The sequence below is a fragment of the Saccharospirillum mangrovi genome (assembly GCF_003367315.1).
Lineage (GTDB): Bacteria > Pseudomonadota > Gammaproteobacteria > Pseudomonadales > Natronospirillaceae > Saccharospirillum > Saccharospirillum mangrovi.
This window is the reverse complement of record NZ_CP031415.1, coordinates 167445-189633: the sequence shown is the minus strand read 5'-3', so window position 1 is coordinate 189633 and position 22189 is coordinate 167445. Positions and strand designations below refer to the sequence as shown.

Here is a 22189-nt window from a genome sequence, read left to right as displayed (position 1 = left end):
CCGGGATGACAAGTCTATTGTTGTGCTTGAAAGTTACTACTTAGCAAAGACACAAATCGTCATCCCGGTGTGCCGGCCCAGCGTAATCGCGTCAGCGATATCCGGGATCTCACCACAACCACTGAGCACCCCCACCAGCCTCCAAAACTAACGCCGACTCATAAACGCCAACCGCTCAAGCATGTGCACATCGGCTTCGTTTTTCAGCAGCGCGCCATAAAGTGGCGGCAAGGCTTCGCGAATATCACCGCCTTTTAACGCCTGCGCCGCCAGACGATCACTGACCAGAAGTTTCAGCCAATCGATCAATTCCGAAGTCGAGGGCCGTTTTTTCAAACCTGGAACGTCACGCACCTCGAAAAAGACTTCCAGCGCATCGTGCATCAATTCCGCTTCGATGTTGGGGAAATGCACTTCAACAATCGCCTTCAATGTTTCGGCATCGGGGAATTGGATGTAATGGAAAAAGCAGCGCCGCAGAAACGCATCCGGCAGTTCTTTTTCGTTATTCGAGGTGATGATTACCACCGGCCGTTGAGTCGCTTTAATCGTCTCGCCGGTTTCATAGACATGGAATTCCATGCGGTCGAGTTCGACTAAAAGATCGTTGGGAAATTCGATGTCGGCTTTATCGATTTCGTCGATCAACAACACCGCGCGCTGCTCGCCGGTAAAGGCTTCCCAAAGTTTGCCCGGCTTAATGTAGTGACGAATATCGTGCACCCGGTCATCGCCCAACTGGCTGTCGCGCAAGCGCGACACCGCATCGTATTCGTACAAACCCTGCTGCGCGCGCGTGGTCGATTTAATATGCCATTGCACCAGCGGCATGCCCAAACCAGCGGCGATTTCTTCGGCCAGCATCGTCTTGCCGGTGCCGGGTTCGCCTTTCACTAACAGCGGGCGTTCCAATGTGATGGCCGCGTTTACCGCGAGGCGTAACTCATCGCTGGCGATGTAACGGTCGGAACTTTCAAAACCGGACATAAACAAACCCCAAAATGGTTGGGTGTCAGCAATTCGAGTGGTGCGCGTTAACCGCGCCCACTCGATTCCGCCCACAAATTAATGCCGCCGTCGGTGGCGAGCTGATCGATTTTCGCCAATTCATCTGCGCTGAATTCGAGCTTGTCCAACGCCTTCACACAATCGTCGATTTGCGCGACTTTGCTGGCGCCGATCAGGGCGGTGGTGACGCCTGGGTTGCGCAGCGCCCAGGCTATCGCCATTTGTGGCAGCGTCTGGCCGCGCGCTTGGGCGATGTCGTTGAGGCCACGAATTTTGGCAATATTGTCGTCGCTGATCAGCGCCGGGTTCAGCGATGAATTCGCGGTGGCGCGGCTGCCTTCGGGAATGCCGTTCAGGTATTTGCCCGACAGCATGCCTTGCGCCAACACCGAAAACGCAATGCAGCCGATGCCTTCGTCTTCGAGCACCGGCAGCAAACCTTCATTTTCGATCCAGCGGTTGAGCATGGAATAGCTCGGCTGATGAATCAGGCAGGGCGTGCCGAGGTCTTTCAGAATGGCGGCGGCCTGGCGGGTTTTTTCCGGGCCGTAGGAAGAGATGCCAACGTACAACGCTTTGCCCTGGCGCACGGCGCTGTCGAGCGCTTGCATGGTTTCTTCCAGCGGGGTGTCCGGGTCGACGCGGTGCGAATAGAAAATATCGACATAATCCAGCCCCATCCGTTCCAGACTTTGGTCGAGACTCGCCAACAAGTATTTGCGGCTGCCCCAACTGCCGTACGGGCCGGGCCACATGTCGTAACCGGCTTTGGTGGAGATCACCAATTCGTCGCGGTAGGGCGCGAAATCGGTTTTCAAAATCTGGCCGAAATTGCGTTCGGCTGAACCCGGCGGTGGGCCGTAATTATTCGCCAGATCGAAATGGGTAATGCCCAGGTCGAAGGCGCGGCGACAGATCGCCTGGGCGTTGTCGAAGGGTACGTTGTCGCCAAAGTTGTGCCACAGGCCGAGTGAGATGGCCGGCAGTTTCAAGCCGCTGCGGCCGCAGCGGTTGTAGAGCATCGATTCGTAGCGGTTTTCCGCAGCGGTATAAGTCATGGTGTTGTTGTGCTCCGCAGATAAAAGTCGGCTGACAGCCTAACAGATCAGGCAAAGACGGTGATGGTTTGGCGACTGAGTACGATCAGTTCGCCGTGCTCGTCCCAGACGTTGGCGTCGGTGTGGCCGTAGCCTTCGCCGGCCTGACGAGTGATCGAGCGGTACGCAAACCAGGCGTCGGATGCCACTGGCCGGTGTGGGTGCAAGAATTCCAGGTTCCAGGTCAGGGTGCTGGCGGGCGCCGGTTTTTTCAGTTGTTGCAGCAGCGTGGGCGGCCAGGTGTCGATCAGCGCGATCAGGTGCGCTTCGGTCCAGATTTTGGGCGCGGCTTTGAAGCGCATAAAGCCGCCTTCGTGCGATGTTTTGCTGCCACTGAACGGGAAGCCGCCGTCGAGCATGGTCATGTCCAGGTGCTGAAAAAACTGCGGTGTGACGCCGGGAATGTGGGGGAGAAAATTCGGCTTGGCGGGCATGTCGAACGGTATGGCGTCGGTCGCTGTTACGCCGGTTACGCTGTCGCGGGCATCGCCAAAACTTGCCAGCAGGGCGACGCACACCTGGCCGCCCTGAACAATTTTCGCCTCGGCCTGAGTGACGTTTTTACCCGAGCGCAGCACCTGCGTCTGAAAACCGAAGTCCTGCTCGGTCGCCAGCGGGCCAACGAAGCTGACACTCAGCGCCCGCAACGGCCGTTGCGCCGGTATCTGTTCGCGCAGTATGGCAAAGGCCATCGCCGCCGACAGGCCGCCGAGCACGGATCGACCCTGGCCCCAGCTGTCGGGTACCGACACCTGGCCTTGGGTGCCACAGGCGAGCGCTGCCGCCAATAATTCATCAAGCGTCATTGAGGGGTTTCCTTAATGGTAATCGGTGGGTAGGGGCCGTTCAGTGAAGCACACCCGACTCCGTGACGGCATCCCCCAGTGCACGCATCGCGGCTTCGGCGGCGGCCAGGTCGTCACTGCCGCGGGCGCAGACCGCGATCAAGACGCCTTCCGCCGGTACCCGGCCGGTGGGAATGGCGATGCCCATGTCACAAGCGCGGCGGTGTTGAGTGCCGGTTTTATGCGCAAAGCGTACCGAGGCGGGCAAGCCGGCTTTAACGCGCTGGACCCCGGTTTCGACCCGCGTCAGCGTCGCCAATAACAAGGCTCCACTGGCCGGACTCAGCACCTCGCCGCGCGCCACCGATTCCAGCAGACCGCTGTATTGATCCAAAGGTGCCGAGTTCAAACCGGTGGCGTAATAACGCTCGAAGGCGGCGTCCAGATCCGGCACATAGAAGTCGGCCCGGTTCATGTTCAATACCTCGGCCAGCGCATCCACCCGCGCATCGCCTTCGCCAGCGCCTTTGATGGCAAAGAAACCGCGCGGCGTCAGCGACATCGCACTGGGGTGAAATTCACTGTAGGCGTAGCGGCGCACATCCGCCAAGGTGGTGATGCGGCCGACACCGAAACCGACGCTGCGCGCCACCTGCACATTCACCGCATCGGTGCCGAGCAAACGCAGCAGCACATCGGTGGCGGTGTTGTCGCTGTGGATCAGCATTTGTTCAAACAGATAACGCACGCTGACATCGGTGCCGGGCGTCAGCCGATTGGTGTCGCCAGCACCATCGACGTAATCCAACGGCTGCAATTCAACGCGCTGATCCAGCGTCAACTGACCCGCATCGACGGCTTCCAGCAAGGTAATGGCGACGGCGATTTTGACCGTCGATGCCAGATACCAGGGCTCCATTTCGCGCAGACCGACGGATTCGCCAGTGCGTAAATCCTTCACATAGACGCCCAACTCGCCGGGAAAGTCGGCGTCGATTTGCAGCAGGCGGGCGTTGAGTGACGTCGTCCAGCTCGCGCCTTCGGCAGACAGCGCCCGACCGGGCGCGAGGCAGACAACAACAACGAGGAGCGTTAGGAATAACGACGGAAAAGGTCGATCAATTTGATCCATAAGGCAGTGGCAACAATGAGTCCAAGAGTGAGCGTCAAGGCCTGGCCGTAGCTGATCGTATCGTCGAGACCGAGCAGGAAACGGAAACCGACAAAGATCACCACGATGTGAAAAATAAACGCCTGCAACGAGTTGCTGCCGATGATGCTGACCGGCCGCAACAGCAACGCCAGCGCCCGACCACCAAACAACGACAGCGCCAGAATGGCAAAGGCACCGGCCAGACTGAACGCCATAAAGGTCGCTTGCGGCGGGTGCTTGCCGACGTTGTACGCCAGGTTATAAAAGGTGCGTTGAAAATTCGGCCAGGCCAGCGCAACGAACACCAGAGCGCAGACCACGGACACCCCGCCCAAGGTGGCGATTAAGCGCAGCCGCAAGCGCCAGTTTTCCTGGCTGACGCGCAGGCCTTCGCCAATCAACAGCCCGACCAGCACCAGCGGCCCGCGAGTCAGTTGGCCCCAGGTATAAACGCCTTCGTCTTCGATCAGAATGGCTTTGAGCGGCAGGCTGTGAATGCCATTCCAGGCGCGCAGCGATTCGGCGGCCACCACCATCAACACCGGGCTGAGCAAGCGCAGCCACAGTGGCATCTGCGCCCACAGCGACAAAAAGAACGGCACCCAGAGCAACGCAATGGCGTAGAAGCCCAGTACTTCGACAAAGGACGGAAACAGCTCGTACAACAACGCGCCGACGATTAACGACGGATCAACGGTGGCGAACAGCTCCACCACCGTCAGCACCTTGTACCAGAACAGAACTTTGAAACCGGTGAGGAAGAGTTTGAGTCGGTAACGCGGCCAGTCGGCGGTGCCGACGCGCGGCAGAAAGGCGGCACCGAGGGCGATGCCGAACACCAGAATAAACAGCGAGGAGGAAAACTTGGTGATCAGGTGCAGCGGCACAATGCCCCAGGGCGCGAACTGATCGAAATCGAGCAGACCTTTGATGCCGTGGCTCAGAATCATCAACCCAACGGCCACACCGCGCGCCAGGTCGATGGCGTCGATGCGGCCGGTCAACGGCGTGGTGGCCGGGCGGGCATTCAGGTTCAAAGGGGCGGTGGCGCCGGAAGACAACGTCACGGCAACATCCTCAGCGAAACAACAGCCGCCAACTTACCTCAAGGCGCCGTGCCGGAACCATCTATGGTGTCTCAGTTTCCGCCACCATCTCGGCATCCAGCCCCAAAAAACCGCCGGTCTGGTGCGCCCACAACTGGGCATAGATGCCGCCGCTGGCGATTAATTCGGCGTGCGTGCCCTGCTCGACGATGCAGCCCTGATCCATAACGATCAACCGATCCATCGACGCGATGGTCGATAGCCGATGCGCAATGGCGATCACCGTTTTACCCGCCATCAAAGTATTCAGGCTGTGCTGAATGGCGGCTTCGACTTCCGAATCCAGCGCCGAAGTGGCTTCGTCGAGAATCAGAATCGGCGCGTTTTTCAGCAACACCCGGGCGATGGCGATGCGCTGCCGTTGCCCGCCGGATAACTTCACGCCGCGCTCACCAACCTGCGCATCGTAAGCGGTGTTGCCGTACGGATCGGTCAACCCCTGAATAAACTCGTGCGCCTCGGCCTGACGCGTAGCCGCCAGCAGCATGTCCTCACTGGCATCGGGCCGGCCGTAGAGAATGTTTTCGCGCACCGAGCGGTGCAGCAGCGAGGTATCCTGCGTCACCATGCCGATGTTGGCGCGCAGACTTTCCTGCGTGACCTCGCGCAAATCCTGCCCATCGATCCGAATGGCGCCGCCTTCAACATCGTGAAAACGCAGCAGCAAATTCACCAGCGTCGATTTACCGGCACCACTGCGACCCACCAGACCGATTTTCTCGCCCGGCTTGATGACTAAATTCAGTTCCTCGAAAACGCCTTTGTCTTTGCCGTAGTGAAATTTAACGGCGTCGAATTGAATCTCGCCGTGCGGCACGGTGATTTCCGGCGCGCCATCGCGGTCAACAATTTCATGCGGTTTCGACAGCGTGGTGATGCCGTCCGACACGGTGCCGATGTTTTCAAACAAGGCACCGACTTCCCACATAATCCACTGCGCCTGGCCGTTCAGACGCAACGCCAGGCCCACGGCAATCGCCATAGCGCCGACGGTGACCGCCTCGCCCATCCACAAAGCAATGCACAACGCCGCCACCGAAAACACCAGCAAATAATTCAGCAGGCTGACGCTGAAATTAAAGCCGGTGACCAAGCGCATCTGCCGATAAACCGTGTCCAGAAATCCGCCCATGCCGGACTTGGCGTAGTCGGCTTCGCGGGCGGAATGGGAAAACAATTTCACCGTCGCGATGTTGGTGTAACTGTCGACAATGCGGCCGGTCATGGCCGCACGCGCATCGGCCTGTAAGGTGGACACTTTGCGCAGCCTGGGCACAAAAAACGCCATCACGCCGACGTAGCAGCAAAACCACAGCGCCAACGGCACCAGCAACCGGACATCGGCGCGCACCAGCATCACCGCCATGGTGCTGAAATAGACCAGCACATAAACCATGACATCGAGCGTTTTCATCACCGATTCGCGTGCCGCCAGCGACGTTTGCAACACCTTGGTGGCGATGCGGCCGGCGAAATCGTTCTGATAAAAACCGAGGCTTTGTTTGAGCAGATAGCGGTGCGCCATCCAGCGAATCGCCATCGGGAAATTACCCAATAACGCCTGGTGAATCACCGTGGTTTGCATCAACACCACCAGCGGCAAGGCGACCAGCGTGATCAGCGCCATGATCAGCAAACGGCCGCCTTCCTGTTGCAAAAAAGTGGCGCGATCGTGATCGGCCAGCCAATCGACTAATTGGCCGAGAAAGCCAAACAACTGGACTTCCAAAATCGCCAGCGTCGCCGTCAGCACCGACATCAACAACAGCGTCGGGCCCATGCCGCGTGTGTAGTGGCGCAAAAACGCCATCAGGGTTGCGGGCGGTTGAATGGGTTCTTCGGGCGGAAAAGCGGGAATCAGACGTTCAAAAAAGGCGAGCATGCAGTCCTCGGGTGACCAACGACAGGGCCGCCAAGGATAGCCCAAAAGCCGGTCAGCAACCGCCCTCATTCGTCACATTCTGCCGACTTTCTTAACGCCCAACTGGCAGCTTGGGGTGACAGACCTCAGTCCAGCCGGCGCTCGCGCTGGCAGGCCCAGCAATGGTCGAAACTGGCGGCGTTGAGTTCGCCACACTGGCCGCAATACCAATCGCGGCCGTTGGCCTGGGTCTGGTCGGCTTCGATCCAGCGTTGGGCGATGTCGTAGTCACGATCGTCCAACACCCAAAGCTCGGGCCAGACATCAATCGGCGCCAGTTCGCCCAGCGCGCCAGCGGCGAATTCGTTGCGCAGTTCGCAGGCAATACCGCGCTGCGCCAACTGATTGCGCACGTTGGCTACGGCGAAATGATGCGGATGGGTAAAAACCAGTTTCATGGCTTATTTTTAGTTCAGTTGTGGCGGCTGTGCAAAAGCCTCAGTCGGGGTAAACTCCGCCGGCAACTTAGTGGAGACAAGCATGACGTCCTCGGCCCCTAAAAACGTCGCCGCCCGGCTGAAACGCATCGAATCCAGTTCGCTGTTTCAGGGCGTGGTCATTGCCATCATTATCTTGTCGGCGCTGACCATCGGCGCCAAAACCTACGACATTCCGGCGGTGGTTGAACACAGTCTGTCGGTACTCGACAACGCCATCACGCTGTTTTTCCTGGCGGAAATTCTGTTGCGTTTTCTGGCGCACGACAATCGCAAACGCTTCTTCCTCGACGGCTGGAATTTATTCGATTCGCTGGTGGTGATCGGCAGTCTGATTCCGCTCGACAACGCCGACGTTATTTTACTCGGCCGCTTGCTGCGGGTGTTCCGGGTGTTGCGTCTGGTATCGGTAGTGCCCGAGCTGCGTTCCCTGATCAACGCCTTGCTCAAAGCCATTCCGCGCATGGGTTACATCGCGCTGCTGATGTTTGTGATTTTTTATATTTACGGCGCCGTCGGTTCGCTGTTTTTTCATCGCATCAACGAAACGCTGTGGGGCGATGTATCGATTTCCATGCTGACGCTGTTCCGCGTCGCCACCTTTGAAGACTGGACCGACGTGATGTACGAAACCATGGAAGTGCATCCGCTCAGCTGGATTTATTATCTGACCTTTATCTTCCTCACCGCCTTCGTGTTTCTGAACATGATGGTCGGTGCCATTCTGGAAGTGATGCAGGCCGAGCAGGAAGCCGACAGCCGTCAGCAGGCGCAACAGGAACGTCAGGATATGTCCGGGCAGTTGCGGCAGATGCAGGCGCAGTTGGAGCAGATTCAGCAGCAGTTACAGCGTCGCGATTAAACCCGCTTGCCGGCTAAACCAGCACCCGCATAATCTCTGCCGGCACCGCATCAAGCGGGATGGCGCGATCCGACGCGCCCATTGCCAACGCTTCTTTGGGCATACCGAACACCACGCTGCTGGCTTCGTCCTGCACCAGAGTCCGGGCACCGGCGTCGCGCATTTCTTTAAGACCACGGGCGCCGTCATCGCCCATTCCGGTCAGCAAAATACCCGTAGCGTTACGACCGGCCCAGCGCGCCGCTGAACGAAACAGCACATCGACGGACGGCCGATGGCGACTGACCAAAGGCCCATCAAACACCTCGACCCGATACTGCGCACCGCTGCGCAACATACGCAGATGTCGGCCGCCGGGTGCGATCAACACCTGGCCGGGCAATATCCGGTCGCCATCTTCCGCCTCTTTAACGCGCATGGCGCAGAGTTTGTCGAGCCGCTCGGCGAATTGCGCGGTGAAGCGCTCGGGCATGTGTTGCACCACGGCAATGCCCGGCGCAGTCGCCGGCAACACTCGGAAAATGCGCTCCAATGCCTGGGTGCCTCCGGTCGAGGTGCCAATCACCACCACCCGATCAGTCGTGGTAACCATGGCGCCAGTGGCCTGAGGCACCACCGGCAAACGCTCCGGCACCGGCATGATGTTGGACAGCCGCGCCTGGGCCGCACCGCGAACCGCTTGCAGAATGTCGCCGCTATCGTCTTCGAGGAATTTCTTCAGCCCCAGTTTGGGCTTGGTAACAATGCTGACTGCGCCAGCGGCCATGGCTTCCATGGCGGTGGCGCTGCCGCTTTCGGTCAGCGATGAACAGATCACCACCGGCACCGGTCGTTTTGCCATCAGTTGCTTGAGGAAGGTAATGCCATCCATGCGTGGCATTTCCACATCCAGCACGATCACATCCGGCCAGCTTTGCTGCATGCGTTGCTCGGCAAACACCGGGTCCGATACCGCCGCCAACACACTGAACCCTGGCGTGTCATTAAACAGGCCGGTTAACACCTGTCTGACGACCGCTGAATCGTCCACGATCAAAACTTTTATCGTCTGGCCCACGTCTTATTTCTTCCTGTTAATGGCTTTTAGGCGCGTCGCCCTGCCGAACCCAGACATCGCCAGACCACATTTCCATAAAGAGCGTGCGGTGCACATGCCCACCCACATCCTCAGCCACCACTTTGACATTGCGTTGCGCCAACGCCTGCCTGGCCCACTCAATATTGCGCGCCGAAATGTTGACCGAGCCCGCCTTACGTTCAATGCCGTAGAACATATTGCCGCCGCCAAAAATCTTCGCCTGAAACGAACTCACCGACAGCCCCAGCAGATTGGCCTCGCGCTCGAAATAGGCCAGCGCCTGCGAGCCGTAATAGCCCGGCCGATCCAAATGGCGATGGGGTTTATCGCACTGCTCGGGCAGCAAGTAATGACACATACCACCAAGCCCGTGTGCCCGGTTCCACAAGGTAATGGAGATACAGGATCCCAACAGCGTACGCACCACTTTATGGCCGCCGCCAAACCAGATATCCCCCGGCGAGAGGAACACCACTGGTGCATCCGTGTCCTTGTAGCGTTTCAACATCACTGTGCTCGATAAACGGAGGGGTGCACCATCTGATAACCGTCGGCCAAACCGAACAAACTCTCGGAATGACCCACCAGCAAATAGCCATTCGGTTTCAGGCATTGGCGTAACCGCGTCAAGATGCGTGCTTTGGTGTCGCGATCAAAATAAATCATGACATTACGCAGAAAAATCAGATCGTAGGCGGCTGGCTCAATCTGAATTTCCAACAGATTGCCATGTTGAAAATTCACTCGCTGACGCAGTGGCCGATCAATCAACAGCGTTCCAGCGCCGTTATTAATCCCTTTCAGGCAATAACGTTTTAAATAATGCTCCGGCAACCGTTGCGCCCGGGACATCGGATAAACCGCCCGACGCGCGGCTTCGACCATGCGCGAACTGACATCGGTGCCATCAATACGCCAACGCTCCACCGGGCTGTGTTCAGCCAGAACCATCGCCAGGGTGTAAGCTTCTTCACCGGAAGAACAGGCCGCACTCCAGCAACGAATTTCAGACGTTTTCAGCCCGGTTAAAAAACTCTTACGCACAAAATCGAAATGCGCCGGTTCGCGGTAAAAATAGGTTTCGTTGGTGGTCAGCAGATCAATAGCCATCTGCCGCTCGGAATGTTGCTGAGGGTCGCTGGTGCGCGGCGCCACGTAATCGTAATAGGCCTGATAGGTTTCCAGGCCCAGTAACTTCAAACGTTTCAACAAACGACCGCTCACCAGCGTCAGCTTGGCTTCAGGTAAATGAATACCGGCCGCTTCGTACATAAAGCGCACAAACAGCCGGAATTCTTCTACAGATAGAACCGGTTGCAAGACAGCTCCCTCATATCAGGCTCTGAACCTTCACTCGGTATCAGCCGAGCCATTGAGCGCCGGCATGTCACCGACCAAGGCCAGTTCCTGAGTAGACAACACGGAATCGACATCCAGAATGATGACGAACTCGCCATCCACCTTGCCCATAGCGGCCATGAAATCGGCACGAATATGAGCGCCGAAGGAGGGCGGCGGCTCGATTTCGGAGGCTGGAATTTCCAACACTTCCGAGACCGAATCCACCATGATGCCAATGTCATGGCTGCGATCTTCATTGGTGATTTCGATGATGACAATGCAGCTGCGCTTGGTGGCCTGATTGACCGTACCGCCAAAGCGCACTTTCAAGTCGATCACCGGCACCACGGCACCGCGCAGGTTGATCACGCCGCGGATAAACGGCGGCATCATCGGAACCTTGCTCAGCCCGCCATACTCCAGAATTTCCTTAATGCGCAGGATGTTGATGGCGAACATTTCCTGGCTCAATTGAAACGTCAGATATTGACCCGACGTTTTCGCATCGGATTGATCCGTGCGCTGTTTGGTGTCGCTTTGAGTGACCGGAAAATTCATGCGACCTCCTAGAATCTGACGTAGTCAGACTCGTCAACGCTTTCCTTAACCGATGCCGCCGCCGAACGCTTGGCTGCCGGTTTTACAGCGGTTGCCGAATGAGTTGCACGCGCTCGCTGTTTGGCTGGCAATACGGCGGCCTTGCTGGGAGTTTCGTCCTCGTCACCCAACAGGCTTTCGTCAAGACGGAAGAAGGTCATCAACCGTTGCAGCTGTTCTGCCTGGCTGCTCATTTCTTCAGCGGTTGCAGCCAATTCCTCGGATGACGACGCACTTTGTTGAGTCACGCTGTTGAGCTGCTCCATGGCGTCGTTAATCTGCAACGCGCCCGTGCTTTGCTCTTCTGAAGCGGCGCTGATTTCCTGCACCAGATCAGACGTTTTCTGAATGGACGGCACAATTTCATCCAGCAATTGACCGGCCCGCTCAGCCAACTGAACGCTGCTACCGGCCACTTCACTGATTTCCTGAGCGGCCACCTGGCTGCGTTCAGCCAATTTGCGAACTTCGGCCGCCACCACCGCAAACCCCTTGCCGTGATCACCGGCCCGGGCGGCTTCGATGGCTGCGTTCAACGCCAGCAGGTTGGTCTGGTAGGCAATGTCATCGATGATGCCGATCTTCGCGGCAATGGACTTCATCGCCGCCACGGTTTCACCGACAGCCTTGCCACCTTCTTCGGCTTCGCGTGCAGCCTTGGATGCCATGTCGTCGGTCACCCGGGCGTTTTCGGTATTCTGGCGAATGGACGCCGACATCTCTTCAATCGAGGAGGTGGCTTCTTCAACGCTGGACGCTTGTTCACTGGAACCCTGACTCAGGCTCTGAGCGGTGGACGACACTTCTTCCGAGGCCGATGCCAGCGCCTCAGCCGAACCACTGACATCACCAATGATCTGACGCAACTGAGCCACCATGGCGCGCATGCCGTTCAACAGCTGGCCGACTTCGTCTTTGGCATCGTAATCAAGCGAGACCGTCAAATCGCCATCCGCCAACTTATCCATGGCGTCTCGGGCGCGCCCGACCGGCAAGGTAATACCGCGAGTAATAACCCAGGCCAGACCCAGCGACATCAGAACCGCCACCACCGTCAGCAGGATCATCAGCAACCGAGCCACACTATAGGCTTCTTTGGCATTGGCTTCGTTCGCCTTCAGCAGACGATCCTGGTGAGCAATCATTTCATCCAGCGCCAGATCGTAGGTGTTGAAGGTACTAAGCAGTGGCCCTGTCATGTGACGAATGGCCTGCGGGTTTTCGTCGCTTTGCATGATCAGATTCAAAAACACATCGACTTCACGCACAAAGGCGGCGCGGGTCGTGGTGATTTCGCTCATCAACCGCAAGCCGTTCTCGGTAATGACTCGGCTTTTCATATCTTCAAATTCGGCCACTGACTCGCCTTGAAGCTCGCGAATCTCGTCTACCATGGCGTGTCGTTCCGACAGACTGACAAACGGCATCAGCCGCAAACGAAGAGCGATTTTGTTGGTCACGTCCATCATGACGTTGGCGTTGACGGTATTGGAATAGCGATCGTTGGCGATCAAATCCAGTTCGCCGTTGATCTGCGCCATATAGCGAATTCCCATCAAGGCGACCACGAAAAGTAGCAAGGTTACAATACCGAACCCCAGCCCCAATTTGACGCCGATCTTTAGGTTCTTAAGCATGACAACATCCTCTGCTGAATTATGCCGGGTCCACCTGGACACAGCGCTTGCACGCCACCTGCCGTATACTGATTAGCAAAGTGTCGAAATTTTTATTATTTACTGATAAACCTTCAGTCGCCCGGATACGGTCTGGTATTCACGACTGATCACGCGCGAAATTAGTGCGTTAACATCGACGATCAGTGCAACACCACCATTACCCATGATGGTGGAGCCACTGATGCCCGAGAGCTGATTGAATATCGGCCCCAGCGGTTTAATAACCGTCTGGAATTCGCCATGTAATTGATCAACAACCAGCCCCACTTTCTGATGCCCCGAACGCACCACCACAATATTTTCCCGTTCGATTTTTTGGCTGCTGATGCCAAATAAATCGTGCAATGAAATAAACGGCAGTACCTCTTCCCGAAGGTTGATGTAGCGGCGGTTAGATTCCACTTGAATCTGACTGCGATCTAACTCAACACATTCCAGAATCGATTCCAGTGGGATGACAAAATACGACTCACCCACCTGCACCAGGAAGCCATCGATAATGGCTAATGTCAGCGGCATATTAATGCGGAATACCGAGCCGCTGCCGGCGCGGCTGTCGACCTGGATGCGTCCGCCCAGCTCCTCGATATTGCTGCGCACCACGTCCATGCCCACACCCCGGCCGGAAACATTGGTTACTTTTTCTGCGGTGGAAAATCCCGGTTCGAAAATCAGGTTGTAGAGTTCGTGATCTTCCAGCACCTGGCTTTCGGCAATCAGACCTTTCTCTACGGCTTTGGCGCGAATCCGCTCAGCATTTAAGCCGCCGCCGTCATCTGAAACTTCAATGACGATGCTGCCCGAATCGTGATAGGCGTTAAGCCGTACCGTGCCTTCAGCGGGCTTGCCATTAGCCAGCCGTTGCGATTCCGGTTCGATGCCGTGGTCGATGGCGTTGCGCACCAAATGCATCAATGGATCGTTGATTTTTTCCACGACGGTTTTATCAAGTTCGGTATCGCCACCTTCCAGACGCAACTGGATACGCTTGTCCAATTCGATCGACAAATCACGCACAACGCGCTTGAAACGTTCGAAGGTGTTGCCGATCGGAACCATGCGCAAACGCAGCGCCGATTCGCGCACTTCCTCAACCAGGCCGGTGAGGTTGCTCATCGACTCGATGACATTGGCATCGCCGCTGGCGCGAGCATTCAGCACCGCACCGGCACCGAGAGTGACCAATTCGCCGACCAGATTGATCAACTCGTCCAGGCGTCGCGCATCAACCCGAATCGACTGTTGTTCGCGGCCCACTTTCTCGCGCACTTCGGTTTGTTTCTCGACCGCTGCTTCGACCACGGGCTTGGCCGTGTGACCCTGCTCAACCAACATTTCACCCAACGGCCTGGCATTGCCACCCTGTTCGGAAATGGCTTTTTGTGCGGCTAAGGTGGCGTCGAGTTCGCGCTGCGTCAGTGAACCGCAAGCGACCAGAATTTCGCCCAGACGCTGGTCCGCTTCCGGCGCTTCCTTAATCAGACGGATATAGTCGGACAACAAACTCTTGGGCGGGATAATGTGAATCTGGCTGTCTTCCCAGACAAATTCGAACACGTCTTCCAACGCTTCTTTGCTGGCCTGGCTGTACAGCCCTACCTCGTAACCCAGATACAACGTTTCCGGATCGAAGTCGTCAATGGCAGGCAGATCGGTATCGACAACGATGACATTCTCTATTTCACCCAACGTCTGCAGGAAGCGTAAAAACGACAAAGGGTCCATGCCGTCACGCAAAGAGTTAGGGCCAAATCGTAAAGACAGATGCCAGCGCGGTGTTTGCGCCCGTGTTGATTCTAAATTCTCGCCAAAAAAACCGACCAGATAATCATTGAACGGGTTATCGCCATTGGCTTCATCCGACAGTTCGGTCTGGGGTTCTACTTCAACGGCCGCCACCGCCGATGGCGTTTCCTCATCGCTCAGACCCGCCGCTTTTTTCAACGCCTGATTGGCTTGGTCGCATTGCGCCTTAAGTTCACTGCTGGCTTCGCTTTCGCCGGCCGCGACAACGGTTTCGACCAACTCAGCCAGGCAGTCGCGACAACGAAACAAAGCGCTGATCAAATCGCTGTGAATGGTGACCTTGCCTTCACGCATCAGGTCCAACACGTTTTCGACCACGTGAGTGAAGCTGACGATATCGTTCAGCCCAAACAGGCCAGCCGACCCTTTGATCGTGTGCGCCGCGCGAAAAATGGCATTCAGATGTTCGGCGGTATCGCCTTCATCGGCTTCCAACGCCAGCAATCCCTGATCGATATCAACCAGTAGCTCGCGGCTTTCTTCCAGATAGGTTTGCAGTGCTGAGTCGAGATTCACAACAAGCTTCCCCTCAGTTCAATGTCGACCGACCCGACAACACCAGGGGGTCGTTGAAATAAGCCGCCAGTTGCATCAGCTCGATGACGTCGATAACCACCTGACTGTGATTGACGAATGTCACCTTGCTGCCGTCGGGCAGATGTTTTTTGATCAGCACCAGCAATTGCAGGCCGGCGCTATCAAGTTCCGCCACCTGGCTCAGGTCCACTTCTACAACAGGCGCCGCCTGCACGGCTTCCCACAGGGGTGTTTTTATTTCACTGGCGGTATAGATCGTCATATCGCCTTCAATCAGTACGCGACTGACGTTTTCGACAACTTGATAGGACACCATGGCCGTGCTCCGCTCAGCTAATTAATTTATTCACTGCGGTAATTAATTGCTGTGGCTGAAACGGTTTAACGACCCAGGCTTTTGCTCCGGCAGCCTTGCCCTCGGCTTTTTTGCTTTCCTGCGATTCGGTGGTCAGCATGATCACCGGGGTGAATTTGTAATTGGGCAACTGCTTGAGTTCTTTGAGGAAAGTGATGCCATCCATGTTGGGCATGTTGACGTCACTGATGACTAAATTAATGCGCTGACCTTCCAACTTACTCAAGGCGTCTTTGCCATCGCTGGCTTCAACGGTTTGGTAACCTTCATCGCGCAAGGCGGTACATACAACTTGACGCAAAGATGCGGAATCATCGACTACGAGAATGATCTTACTCATACTGCTCTCTCCTTAAAAAAAGGTGATGTCACCGTCTTCGGCTGCCGACCTTTTGGCCGCATTGCCTTCATGATTCAGATGTTGCTCAAACATCGCATAACCATTGGCCATTTTTTCCAGCCAACGGTCCACTTGCAGTTCCTGCTGAACGCTTTCATCGTCCAGATTTTTCAGTCTGTCTTCTAATTCCAACAGCGTATTACCGACCTGATTCAGAATCTGACTGGTGCGATCCTGGAATTGCAGTTCAACCAAAACCTGATCGATATCCGCGCGAGTGCGCACCGCCTCTTCACGCAATTGTTCGCTGGATGCGTCCATATCACGCGCCATAGCCGACAACGAGGTCAGCACACCCGAAAGCTCCCGTTGCGCGCGCTCCTGCGCATCGGCTTCGGTACGCATCAAGGTTTCAGCCAGCGAGTAGGTTTCGTGAATATCGGCGTTGGCAGCGTTGACCTTGGCGGACATATTTTCTGCGGTTTCCCGCGACCGCTGCGCCAGCTTGCGAACCTCGTCAGCGACCACCGAAAAACCTCGCCCGGCTTCGCCGGCACGCGCCGATTCAATGGCCGCATTTAACGCCAGTAAATTGGTTTGATCGGCGATACCCACCACTTCTTTTGCCAGCTCGCTGAGCTCTTGGGTGTAGCCCGTCAACGCCTGAACACCGGCACGAATTTCTGTCCGGGTATGCTCGGTTTGCTTGAGCCCCTGCATCACTCGCGTTAATTCATTCTGGCTGTTGCCAAAGGCCTGCATCATGGATTTCTGGTCGCCGGAATCGTTACTGCTGGCTGTGGTTTGGCTCAGGCGGCGCGCCAGACTGCTGAACGTTTCCGACAAACTTCGGACAGCGGTTTCGGTTTGTTTTTCGGCTGTTTCAATGTGACGTTTCCATACCGGCAACGACGCTATTACAGCGGCCAAGGCGACATCGGAACTTGGAGTTTTTGGAACGATGTGTTCCAGCGTCGGATTAATAGTTGAACGTGTTGAACGGGACTTTCGACGTGAGAAAAAAACGCAAATAGCAGTCACTATCAACATACCGATTTGCCAGAAAACGGGCGTGTTACCTAGATATAACAAGCCCATCCCAACGATTCCTGGTACAGCTACTTCAACGCCGGCTAGCACACTCAGCCTCTCGGCTGGACTCCTCTTAGCCATCATTACGACACCCTGGTAACTATTATTATTTGCGAAACTTCTGGGTCGGTATTAATTGCGCGGTACTGAAATTTTTTTGAACCCGACAAACAGCGGATTAAGTTGCAGCGACAAATGAGACTGTTCAAGTCTTTTTTTTAATTGAGCTTTTTTGAACGGCCTGTCTGGCATGAAACAGCAGAATATGAGTTATCCGATATACTGTTGCTAAAGATCGTCGCCAATCGGCGGCTATAAACCAAACGTAGAATCAGAATCGAAAGGAACCCTACCCATGGTCATCTGGTCCGTGGCGAATCAAAAAGGCGGTGTGGGTAAGACCACCACTGTGGTCAGTCTGGGCGCGTTGTTGGCGGAGCAGGGTAAGCGCGTACTGCTGCTCGACCTCGACCCGCAAGGCAGTTTGACCAGCTATTTCAAAGACGACCCCGAATCGCCCCAGCCCGGTAGTTATCACCTGTTTCAGCCGCCGGAAACGCGGCCACATCCGGTCAGTTTGTTGACCGAAACCGGCTTGCCCAATTTGACGCTGATTCCCGGCCGCACCGCACTCGCCACCTTGGAGAAAAACCTGACGCGCCAGGCCGGCATGGGCCAGACCGTGAGCCAGGCGCTGAAATTGCTGAGCAACGATTACGACCATGTGCTGATCGATACCCCGCCGTTAATTGGCCTGCTGCTGATCAACGCCCTGGCCGCAGCGCATCGGCTGATTATTCCGGTGCAGACCGACCCGATGGCGCTGTCGAGCCTGCTTGGTATGACAGCAACCTTGAACCGACTGCGGTCGTCCATTCATCGCCCGCTGCCCGATACCCTGGTGCCGACGCTGTTCGACCCGCGCACCCGGTCGTCACAACTGTGTCTGCAAAGCCTCAAACGCGACTATCCGGATCGGCTCTGGCCGCACCCGATTCCGGTCGATACCGGCTTCCGCGATGCCGCCCGCCTGGGCGTGCCCTTGGGTGACCGCAACCCCGAAAGCCAGGGTTGGCAGGCCTACAAAGCGCTGATGAAACAACTGCTGGCGGACAGCTAAGCGCCCTCTTTCCTTGTCTTTGTCATCGCCTTTGGATATGGCTAACGGCCAGGGAATTTTCCCATTCAAAGGAGCGTCCGATGACTGCCACATCCCCAGCCGTCGCCGTAATCACCGGCGGCGCCAGTGGCCTGGGCAAGGCCATTGCCTTGCAACTGGCCGAGCAATCCATGCAACTGGTGATTGCTGATATCAACGCCGAAATCGGCCGTGAAACCCAAGCCGAACTGGAACAGTTGGGTGCCACCGTTGCGTTTGTCGAAGCCGACGTCAGCCAGGCTGAACAGGTGAAACATTACGTTGATGTCGCGCTGGAACGCTTTGGCCGCATCGATTATTTCGTTAACAACGCCGGCATTTCCGGACCGGGCACGCCGTTCGCCGACAACAGCGTTGAGCAAATCGACGCCGTGCTCGACACCAATTTGCGCGGCGCGCTCTACGGTTTGAAATTCGTGCTGGATGCCATGCTGAAACAGGGCAGTGGCAGCATCGTGAATATGTCGTCGTCGGCTGGCTTGGTTGGCATCGAAGGCGTCGGCGTTTATTCAGCGACCAAACACGGCCTGACCGGCATTACCAAAACGCTGGCGGTGGAATACGCTGCACGTGGTATTCGCATCAACGCCGTCGCGCCCGGTGCCACCGAAACGCCGATGGTCGCCGCTTACCGCGAAATGCACCCGGACATCGTGGCGCGTAACGAAGCCGCTATTCCGCAACAACGCTTTGGCACGCCCGGCGAAGTTGCCAAGACGGTGTGCTTTTTGTTGCTTGGCAGCGTGCCACACATCAACGGCGTCACCTTGCCGATTGATGGTGGCTATACCGCTCAGTAACGGCGCCCAATAACACCGTCTTGTTTTACCGTCGGGCAAGCGCCACCCTGAATCACATCGGAATGAACAGGGTGGCGAAGATGGATTACAGCATCGGTCAGGTTGCCAAACGGTTGGGTTGCACAGCCCAGACGTTACGACACTACGAGCAGCTCGGTTTGATTCAGCCACCACCGCGCACCGAAGGTCAGCAGCGGCGTTATCGGCCGGTTGATTTGCAGCGATTAACCTTCATCCGCCACGCGCGCGAGTTGGGTTTTTCACTCGACGCCATCGGCGATTTGTTGCAGTTGTCGAATCACGTTGATGAACCCTGTCAGCAAGCCGATCAATTGGCGGCACAGCAATTAAGCGAAGTGCGTTCGCGCATCGCCCGGTTGCAAGCGTTGGAACAGGAACTGGAAGCGATGGTGGGCCATTGCACCGATGGCCGGGTGGCGAACTGCAAAGTCATCGAAGTGCTCAGCAACCACGCCTTGTGTCTGCACGACGTTCACGACGTGCCGAAATCGCCGGCTCAACGGGTGCGATAAGCGCGCAATAAATCACGCTGCGATGCCTGCGGCCCGACCCGCGAACGAATTTGCGCCAGCAATAATTCCGCCGTACCGAGCGCATCGCTGAGCGCGTGATGCGCGCGATACACCGGCAAGCCGTAACGTCGCCGACAGGCATTCAGCGTCAGGTCGCGATAGCCCGGCGGCACATCGCGCGGCAGGCGACGATGCTCGAACGCCATGGTGTCGAGCGTTTGCGGCTTCGGCCATTTGAGTTGAAAACGACGACAGCTTTCCTGCAAAAATGCCGAGTCGAGTGGCGCGTGGTGGAACACCCAAAGATCGTCGGCATGTTCGTCAATTGCTTGCGCTAGCCAGCCAGATAATTCCACGCCGTCTTCGCGTTGTTGATCGGTAATGTGATGCAGATGCGCGCTGTCGAGCACGTCGTCTCCCATCAGCGCGCTTTGCCGAAACAAACAATGGCCGGCCTGGCTAAGTTGAATTTCACCACCCTCGATGGCGACCCAACCCGCGCTCAGAATATGGCCTTCCGACGAATCCAGCCCGGTCAATTCCAAATCTAAAACCCAGAACCGTCGCTCACTCCACACGGCTTTAGCCATATTGGCCTCGGGCATAACGTTGCAGCGCCATTTGCTGCGCTTCCTGAATGGTGCCGAAGGCGTCTTTTAAATGCGCACGCGTCAGCGGACTGAGCGCATCCGGATCGAGAAAACTGGTCGGCGTTTCGCCGCGACGTACCGCTTCGCTTTGCTCTTCAATGCGCAACGCCGCAATCAAATGCCAGGCTTCCATCAGGCTGTGGGCAACGTCGGCTTCGAGCACGCCGGCGTCCATTGCCGCTTGCAATCGAGCGTGCGTACCGACGGCGGAAATGCCACCGGCCAAGGCATGAATGCGCGCTAAATCGTTGATCAAGGCGACGCCGCGATGCTTCAAATCCAAGGCGTCTTCGTGCGCACCGCCGCTCTCCACCACAAAGCGCCGGAAGAACCCCAACGGTGGGCGATTACGCACGGCGGTTTGCGTCATCAACGCCAAAAACAAATCCGCTTTGGGCGTGCGCGCCAGCAAATTTTTTTGCACCGGCGTGAGTAAATCGGCGTCGCCATCGATCACTCGTAAATCAAAAAAAATGCTGCTGTTAAGCAACGATTTGGGCGACGCCTCATCAATCCATTCATTAAACCGCGCTTGCCAGCCGGCAACTGACATTCGCCAATTTGGATTGCTCGCCATGATATCGCCGGGGCACAGCACGTAGCCGCATTTCGCCAACGCCGGGCATACCCAGTTTGCCAGGTGGCGGAAATAATCGGCTTCGGGTTGGTTGGGTTCACGTTCAAGAATGAGGGCGTTGTCCTGATCCGACGCGAAAGTCTGGTCCATGCGCGCTTGCGAGCCGAACGCCAGCCAGGCAAAGCGCATCGGCGCCTCGCCCAATTCCTGTTGCGCCAGTGCGATGCAGCGCTGCACAAAGGCATCGCCAATGGCGGCCAGAACGCGGCCCATTTCCACCGGGCTGATGTCGGCCTGCACCCAGTTGTGAATTAAAGCGGGCACGCGGTGGCGCAATTCGGCCAGGCTGTCTAAATCGTGTTGACGCTGAATATCGTCGATCAAAAACAGCGGCGAAACTTGTTGCGCACGCACCAAATCCGTCGCCGTAATCATGCCGATTACCCGGCCTTGCTCCATCACCGGCAAATGGTGAACACGATGCTGGCTCATCATTTTTTGCGCATCGAACAACAGCGCGCCAGCGTCGATAAAAATCGGGTCGGTGGTGGCAATTTTTGCGACGGGTAATTGCAAATCCAGCCCTTCAGCGACAACGCGATTACGAATGTCGCGGTCGGTGACAATACCGCCCAGCGTATCGCCATCAAGCAGCATTAATGACGACACTCGTTGGTCGCGCATCAACTGCGCCGCCTGTTGAATCGGCGTGCCGGGTGAACAGGCAACAGGCGCGGCATCGGCAGTAATAACGTCACGCACGCTCTGGGTTAATTGCGTTTCCAGCTTCGGCTTCGCTTGCCGATTGCGCGCCAGTCGATTCAGTCGATTTCGCTGGCTGCTGACCTGCTGGAAAAAATCGCCCATGGGTTCGAATTGGGCGCTGAACGCTTTCACTGAATCGGCACTGAGTTTGTACACCAGCGCGTCTTCAATCGGATAAACGGTCAAGCCTTCCGGGTTGCCGTTAAGCAAGGTATTGATGCCGAATAAATCGTGTTCACCCAAGCGGTCGAGCAATTCACCGTCGGCTGAACGCAATTCGAAAGCGCCAGTGCGAATGATGTAGAGCGTCGGCGCCAATGCCAGCGGTTGGTTGGCGTGACGCGGGATGTAATCAACGCTCAGTTTTTGCGCCACCTCCAACCGGCTGTCGGCAGGTAGCGCCGAAAACGGCAGGGTTTCGGCGAGAAAATCGATGACATCTTTGAGATCGTCGGCGTTGCTCATCGAAGTCTCCTGTTTTCTATCAGCTTAGCAGCCCGCTGCATAAAAA

The 22189-nt window shown here is 56.7% G+C and carries 22 protein-coding genes; 4 read left to right on the top strand and 18 right to left on the bottom strand.

The genetic code is table 11. The features are described 5' to 3' along the window. Positions 1-147 precede the first annotated feature (147 nt). The 7 genes from DW349_RS00940 to DW349_RS00910 all read right to left on the bottom strand — a co-directional run bounded on the left by DW349_RS00940 (position 148) and on the right by DW349_RS00910 (position 7468). Positions 148-987, bottom strand: coding sequence for an AAA family ATPase (locus DW349_RS00940; protein WP_108125808.1), 840 nt, complete (start codon positions 985-987; stop codon positions 148-150). A 47-nt stretch (positions 988-1034) separates the two neighbouring features. Further along, positions 1035-2066 carry an L-glyceraldehyde 3-phosphate reductase gene (mgrA, locus tag DW349_RS00935; protein WP_108125807.1) on the bottom strand — a complete coding sequence of 344 codons (1032 nt, stop codon included), beginning with the start codon at positions 2064-2066 and terminating at the stop codon, positions 1035-1037. A gap of 47 nt (positions 2067-2113) precedes the next feature. Next, positions 2114-2911, bottom strand: a complete 798-nt coding sequence (locus tag DW349_RS00930) for an acyl-CoA thioesterase (protein ID WP_108125806.1) — start codon at positions 2909-2911, stop codon at positions 2114-2116. Between the two features lie 40 nt (positions 2912-2951). Continuing rightward, positions 2952-4022, bottom strand: a complete 1071-nt coding sequence (locus DW349_RS00925; RefSeq protein ID WP_108125805.1) for a serine hydrolase — start codon at positions 4020-4022, stop codon at positions 2952-2954. After that, positions 3983-5110 (bottom strand): heparan-alpha-glucosaminide N-acetyltransferase domain-containing protein, encoded by a 1128-nt coding sequence (locus tag DW349_RS00920; RefSeq protein WP_232819328.1) that lies wholly within the window; start codon positions 5108-5110, stop codon positions 3983-3985. Before DW349_RS00920 ends, DW349_RS00925 begins: the two co-directional genes overlap by 40 nt. Before the next feature lie 61 nt (positions 5111-5171). Beyond that, a complete protein-coding gene (locus DW349_RS00915; RefSeq protein ID WP_108125804.1) occupies positions 5172-7031 on the bottom strand; it encodes an ABC transporter ATP-binding protein in 1860 nt (619 codons plus the stop codon). Between the two features lie 125 nt (positions 7032-7156). Continuing rightward, positions 7157-7468, bottom strand: a complete 312-nt coding sequence (locus DW349_RS00910) for a putative signal transducing protein (RefSeq protein ID WP_108125803.1) — start codon at positions 7466-7468, stop codon at positions 7157-7159. Positions 7469-7550: 82 nt separating this feature from the next. Between DW349_RS00910 and DW349_RS00905 the strand changes: the two genes are divergently transcribed. Continuing rightward, positions 7551-8369, top strand: coding sequence for an ion transporter (locus tag DW349_RS00905; protein WP_108125802.1), 819 nt, complete (start codon positions 7551-7553; stop codon positions 8367-8369). 13 nt (positions 8370-8382) lie between these two features. On the opposite strand, the gene DW349_RS00900 is transcribed toward DW349_RS00905, so the two are convergent. The 9 genes from DW349_RS00900 to DW349_RS00860 form a co-directional block, all read right to left on the bottom strand. Further along, positions 8383-9399, bottom strand: coding sequence for a protein-glutamate methylesterase/protein-glutamine glutaminase (locus DW349_RS00900; protein ID WP_240316946.1), 1017 nt, complete (start codon positions 9397-9399; stop codon positions 8383-8385). 43 nt (positions 9400-9442) lie between these two features. Continuing rightward, positions 9443-9955 (bottom strand): chemotaxis protein CheD, encoded by a 513-nt coding sequence (locus DW349_RS00895; protein ID WP_108125800.1) that lies wholly within the window; start codon positions 9953-9955, stop codon positions 9443-9445. Then, entirely contained in the window at positions 9955-10767 is an 813-nt protein-coding gene (locus DW349_RS00890; RefSeq protein WP_198650501.1) for a CheR family methyltransferase, read from the bottom strand. The genes DW349_RS00895 and DW349_RS00890 overlap by 1 nt, the downstream gene beginning before the upstream one ends. A gap of 30 nt (positions 10768-10797) precedes the next feature. Then, on the bottom strand, positions 10798-11346 hold the full coding sequence (locus DW349_RS00885) for a chemotaxis protein CheW (protein ID WP_108125799.1): 549 nt from the start codon (positions 11344-11346) through the stop codon (positions 10798-10800). 8 nt (positions 11347-11354) lie between these two features. Further along, on the bottom strand, positions 11355-13022 hold the full coding sequence (locus DW349_RS00880) for a methyl-accepting chemotaxis protein (protein WP_108125798.1): 1668 nt from the start codon (positions 13020-13022) through the stop codon (positions 11355-11357). A gap of 99 nt (positions 13023-13121) precedes the next feature. Then, on the bottom strand, positions 13122-15386 hold the full coding sequence (locus DW349_RS00875; RefSeq protein ID WP_108125797.1) for a chemotaxis protein CheA: 2265 nt from the start codon (positions 15384-15386) through the stop codon (positions 13122-13124). A gap of 13 nt (positions 15387-15399) precedes the next feature. Then, positions 15400-15723: an STAS domain-containing protein gene (locus DW349_RS00870; protein WP_108125796.1), complete on the bottom strand. Its 324-nt coding sequence runs from the start codon at positions 15721-15723 to the stop codon at positions 15400-15402. A 13-nt stretch (positions 15724-15736) separates the two neighbouring features. Continuing rightward, the gene (locus DW349_RS00865; RefSeq protein ID WP_108125795.1) at positions 15737-16102 is read right to left on the bottom strand and encodes a response regulator; all 366 of its coding nucleotides are present in this window, start codon (positions 16100-16102) and stop codon (positions 15737-15739) included. A gap of 12 nt (positions 16103-16114) precedes the next feature. Continuing rightward, positions 16115-16822 carry a methyl-accepting chemotaxis protein gene (locus DW349_RS00860; protein WP_438646596.1) on the bottom strand — a complete coding sequence of 236 codons (708 nt, stop codon included), beginning with the start codon at positions 16820-16822 and terminating at the stop codon, positions 16115-16117. 727 nt (positions 16823-17549) lie between these two features. Between DW349_RS00860 and DW349_RS00855 the strand changes: the two genes are divergently transcribed. From DW349_RS00855 to DW349_RS00845, 3 genes are all read left to right on the top strand, one after another. Next, entirely contained in the window at positions 17550-18314 is a 765-nt protein-coding gene (locus DW349_RS00855) for a ParA family protein (RefSeq protein ID WP_108125793.1), read from the top strand. Between the two features lie 80 nt (positions 18315-18394). Next, a complete protein-coding gene (locus tag DW349_RS00850) occupies positions 18395-19153 on the top strand; it encodes an SDR family NAD(P)-dependent oxidoreductase (RefSeq protein WP_108125792.1) in 759 nt (252 codons plus the stop codon). Between the two features lie 80 nt (positions 19154-19233). After that, positions 19234-19686, top strand: a complete 453-nt coding sequence (locus DW349_RS00845; RefSeq protein ID WP_108125791.1) for a MerR family transcriptional regulator — start codon at positions 19234-19236, stop codon at positions 19684-19686. Here the strand turns inward: DW349_RS00845 and DW349_RS00840 are convergent. Further along, a complete protein-coding gene (locus DW349_RS00840) occupies positions 19671-20276 on the bottom strand; it encodes a 3'-5' exonuclease (RefSeq protein WP_157954359.1) in 606 nt (201 codons plus the stop codon). The genes DW349_RS00845 and DW349_RS00840 overlap by 16 nt on opposite strands. Continuing rightward, positions 20269-22143 (bottom strand): DUF294 nucleotidyltransferase-like domain-containing protein, encoded by a 1875-nt coding sequence (locus DW349_RS00835; RefSeq protein ID WP_108125789.1) that lies wholly within the window; start codon positions 22141-22143, stop codon positions 20269-20271. Before DW349_RS00835 ends, DW349_RS00840 begins: the two co-directional genes overlap by 8 nt. Positions 22144-22189: the final 46 nt, after the last annotated feature.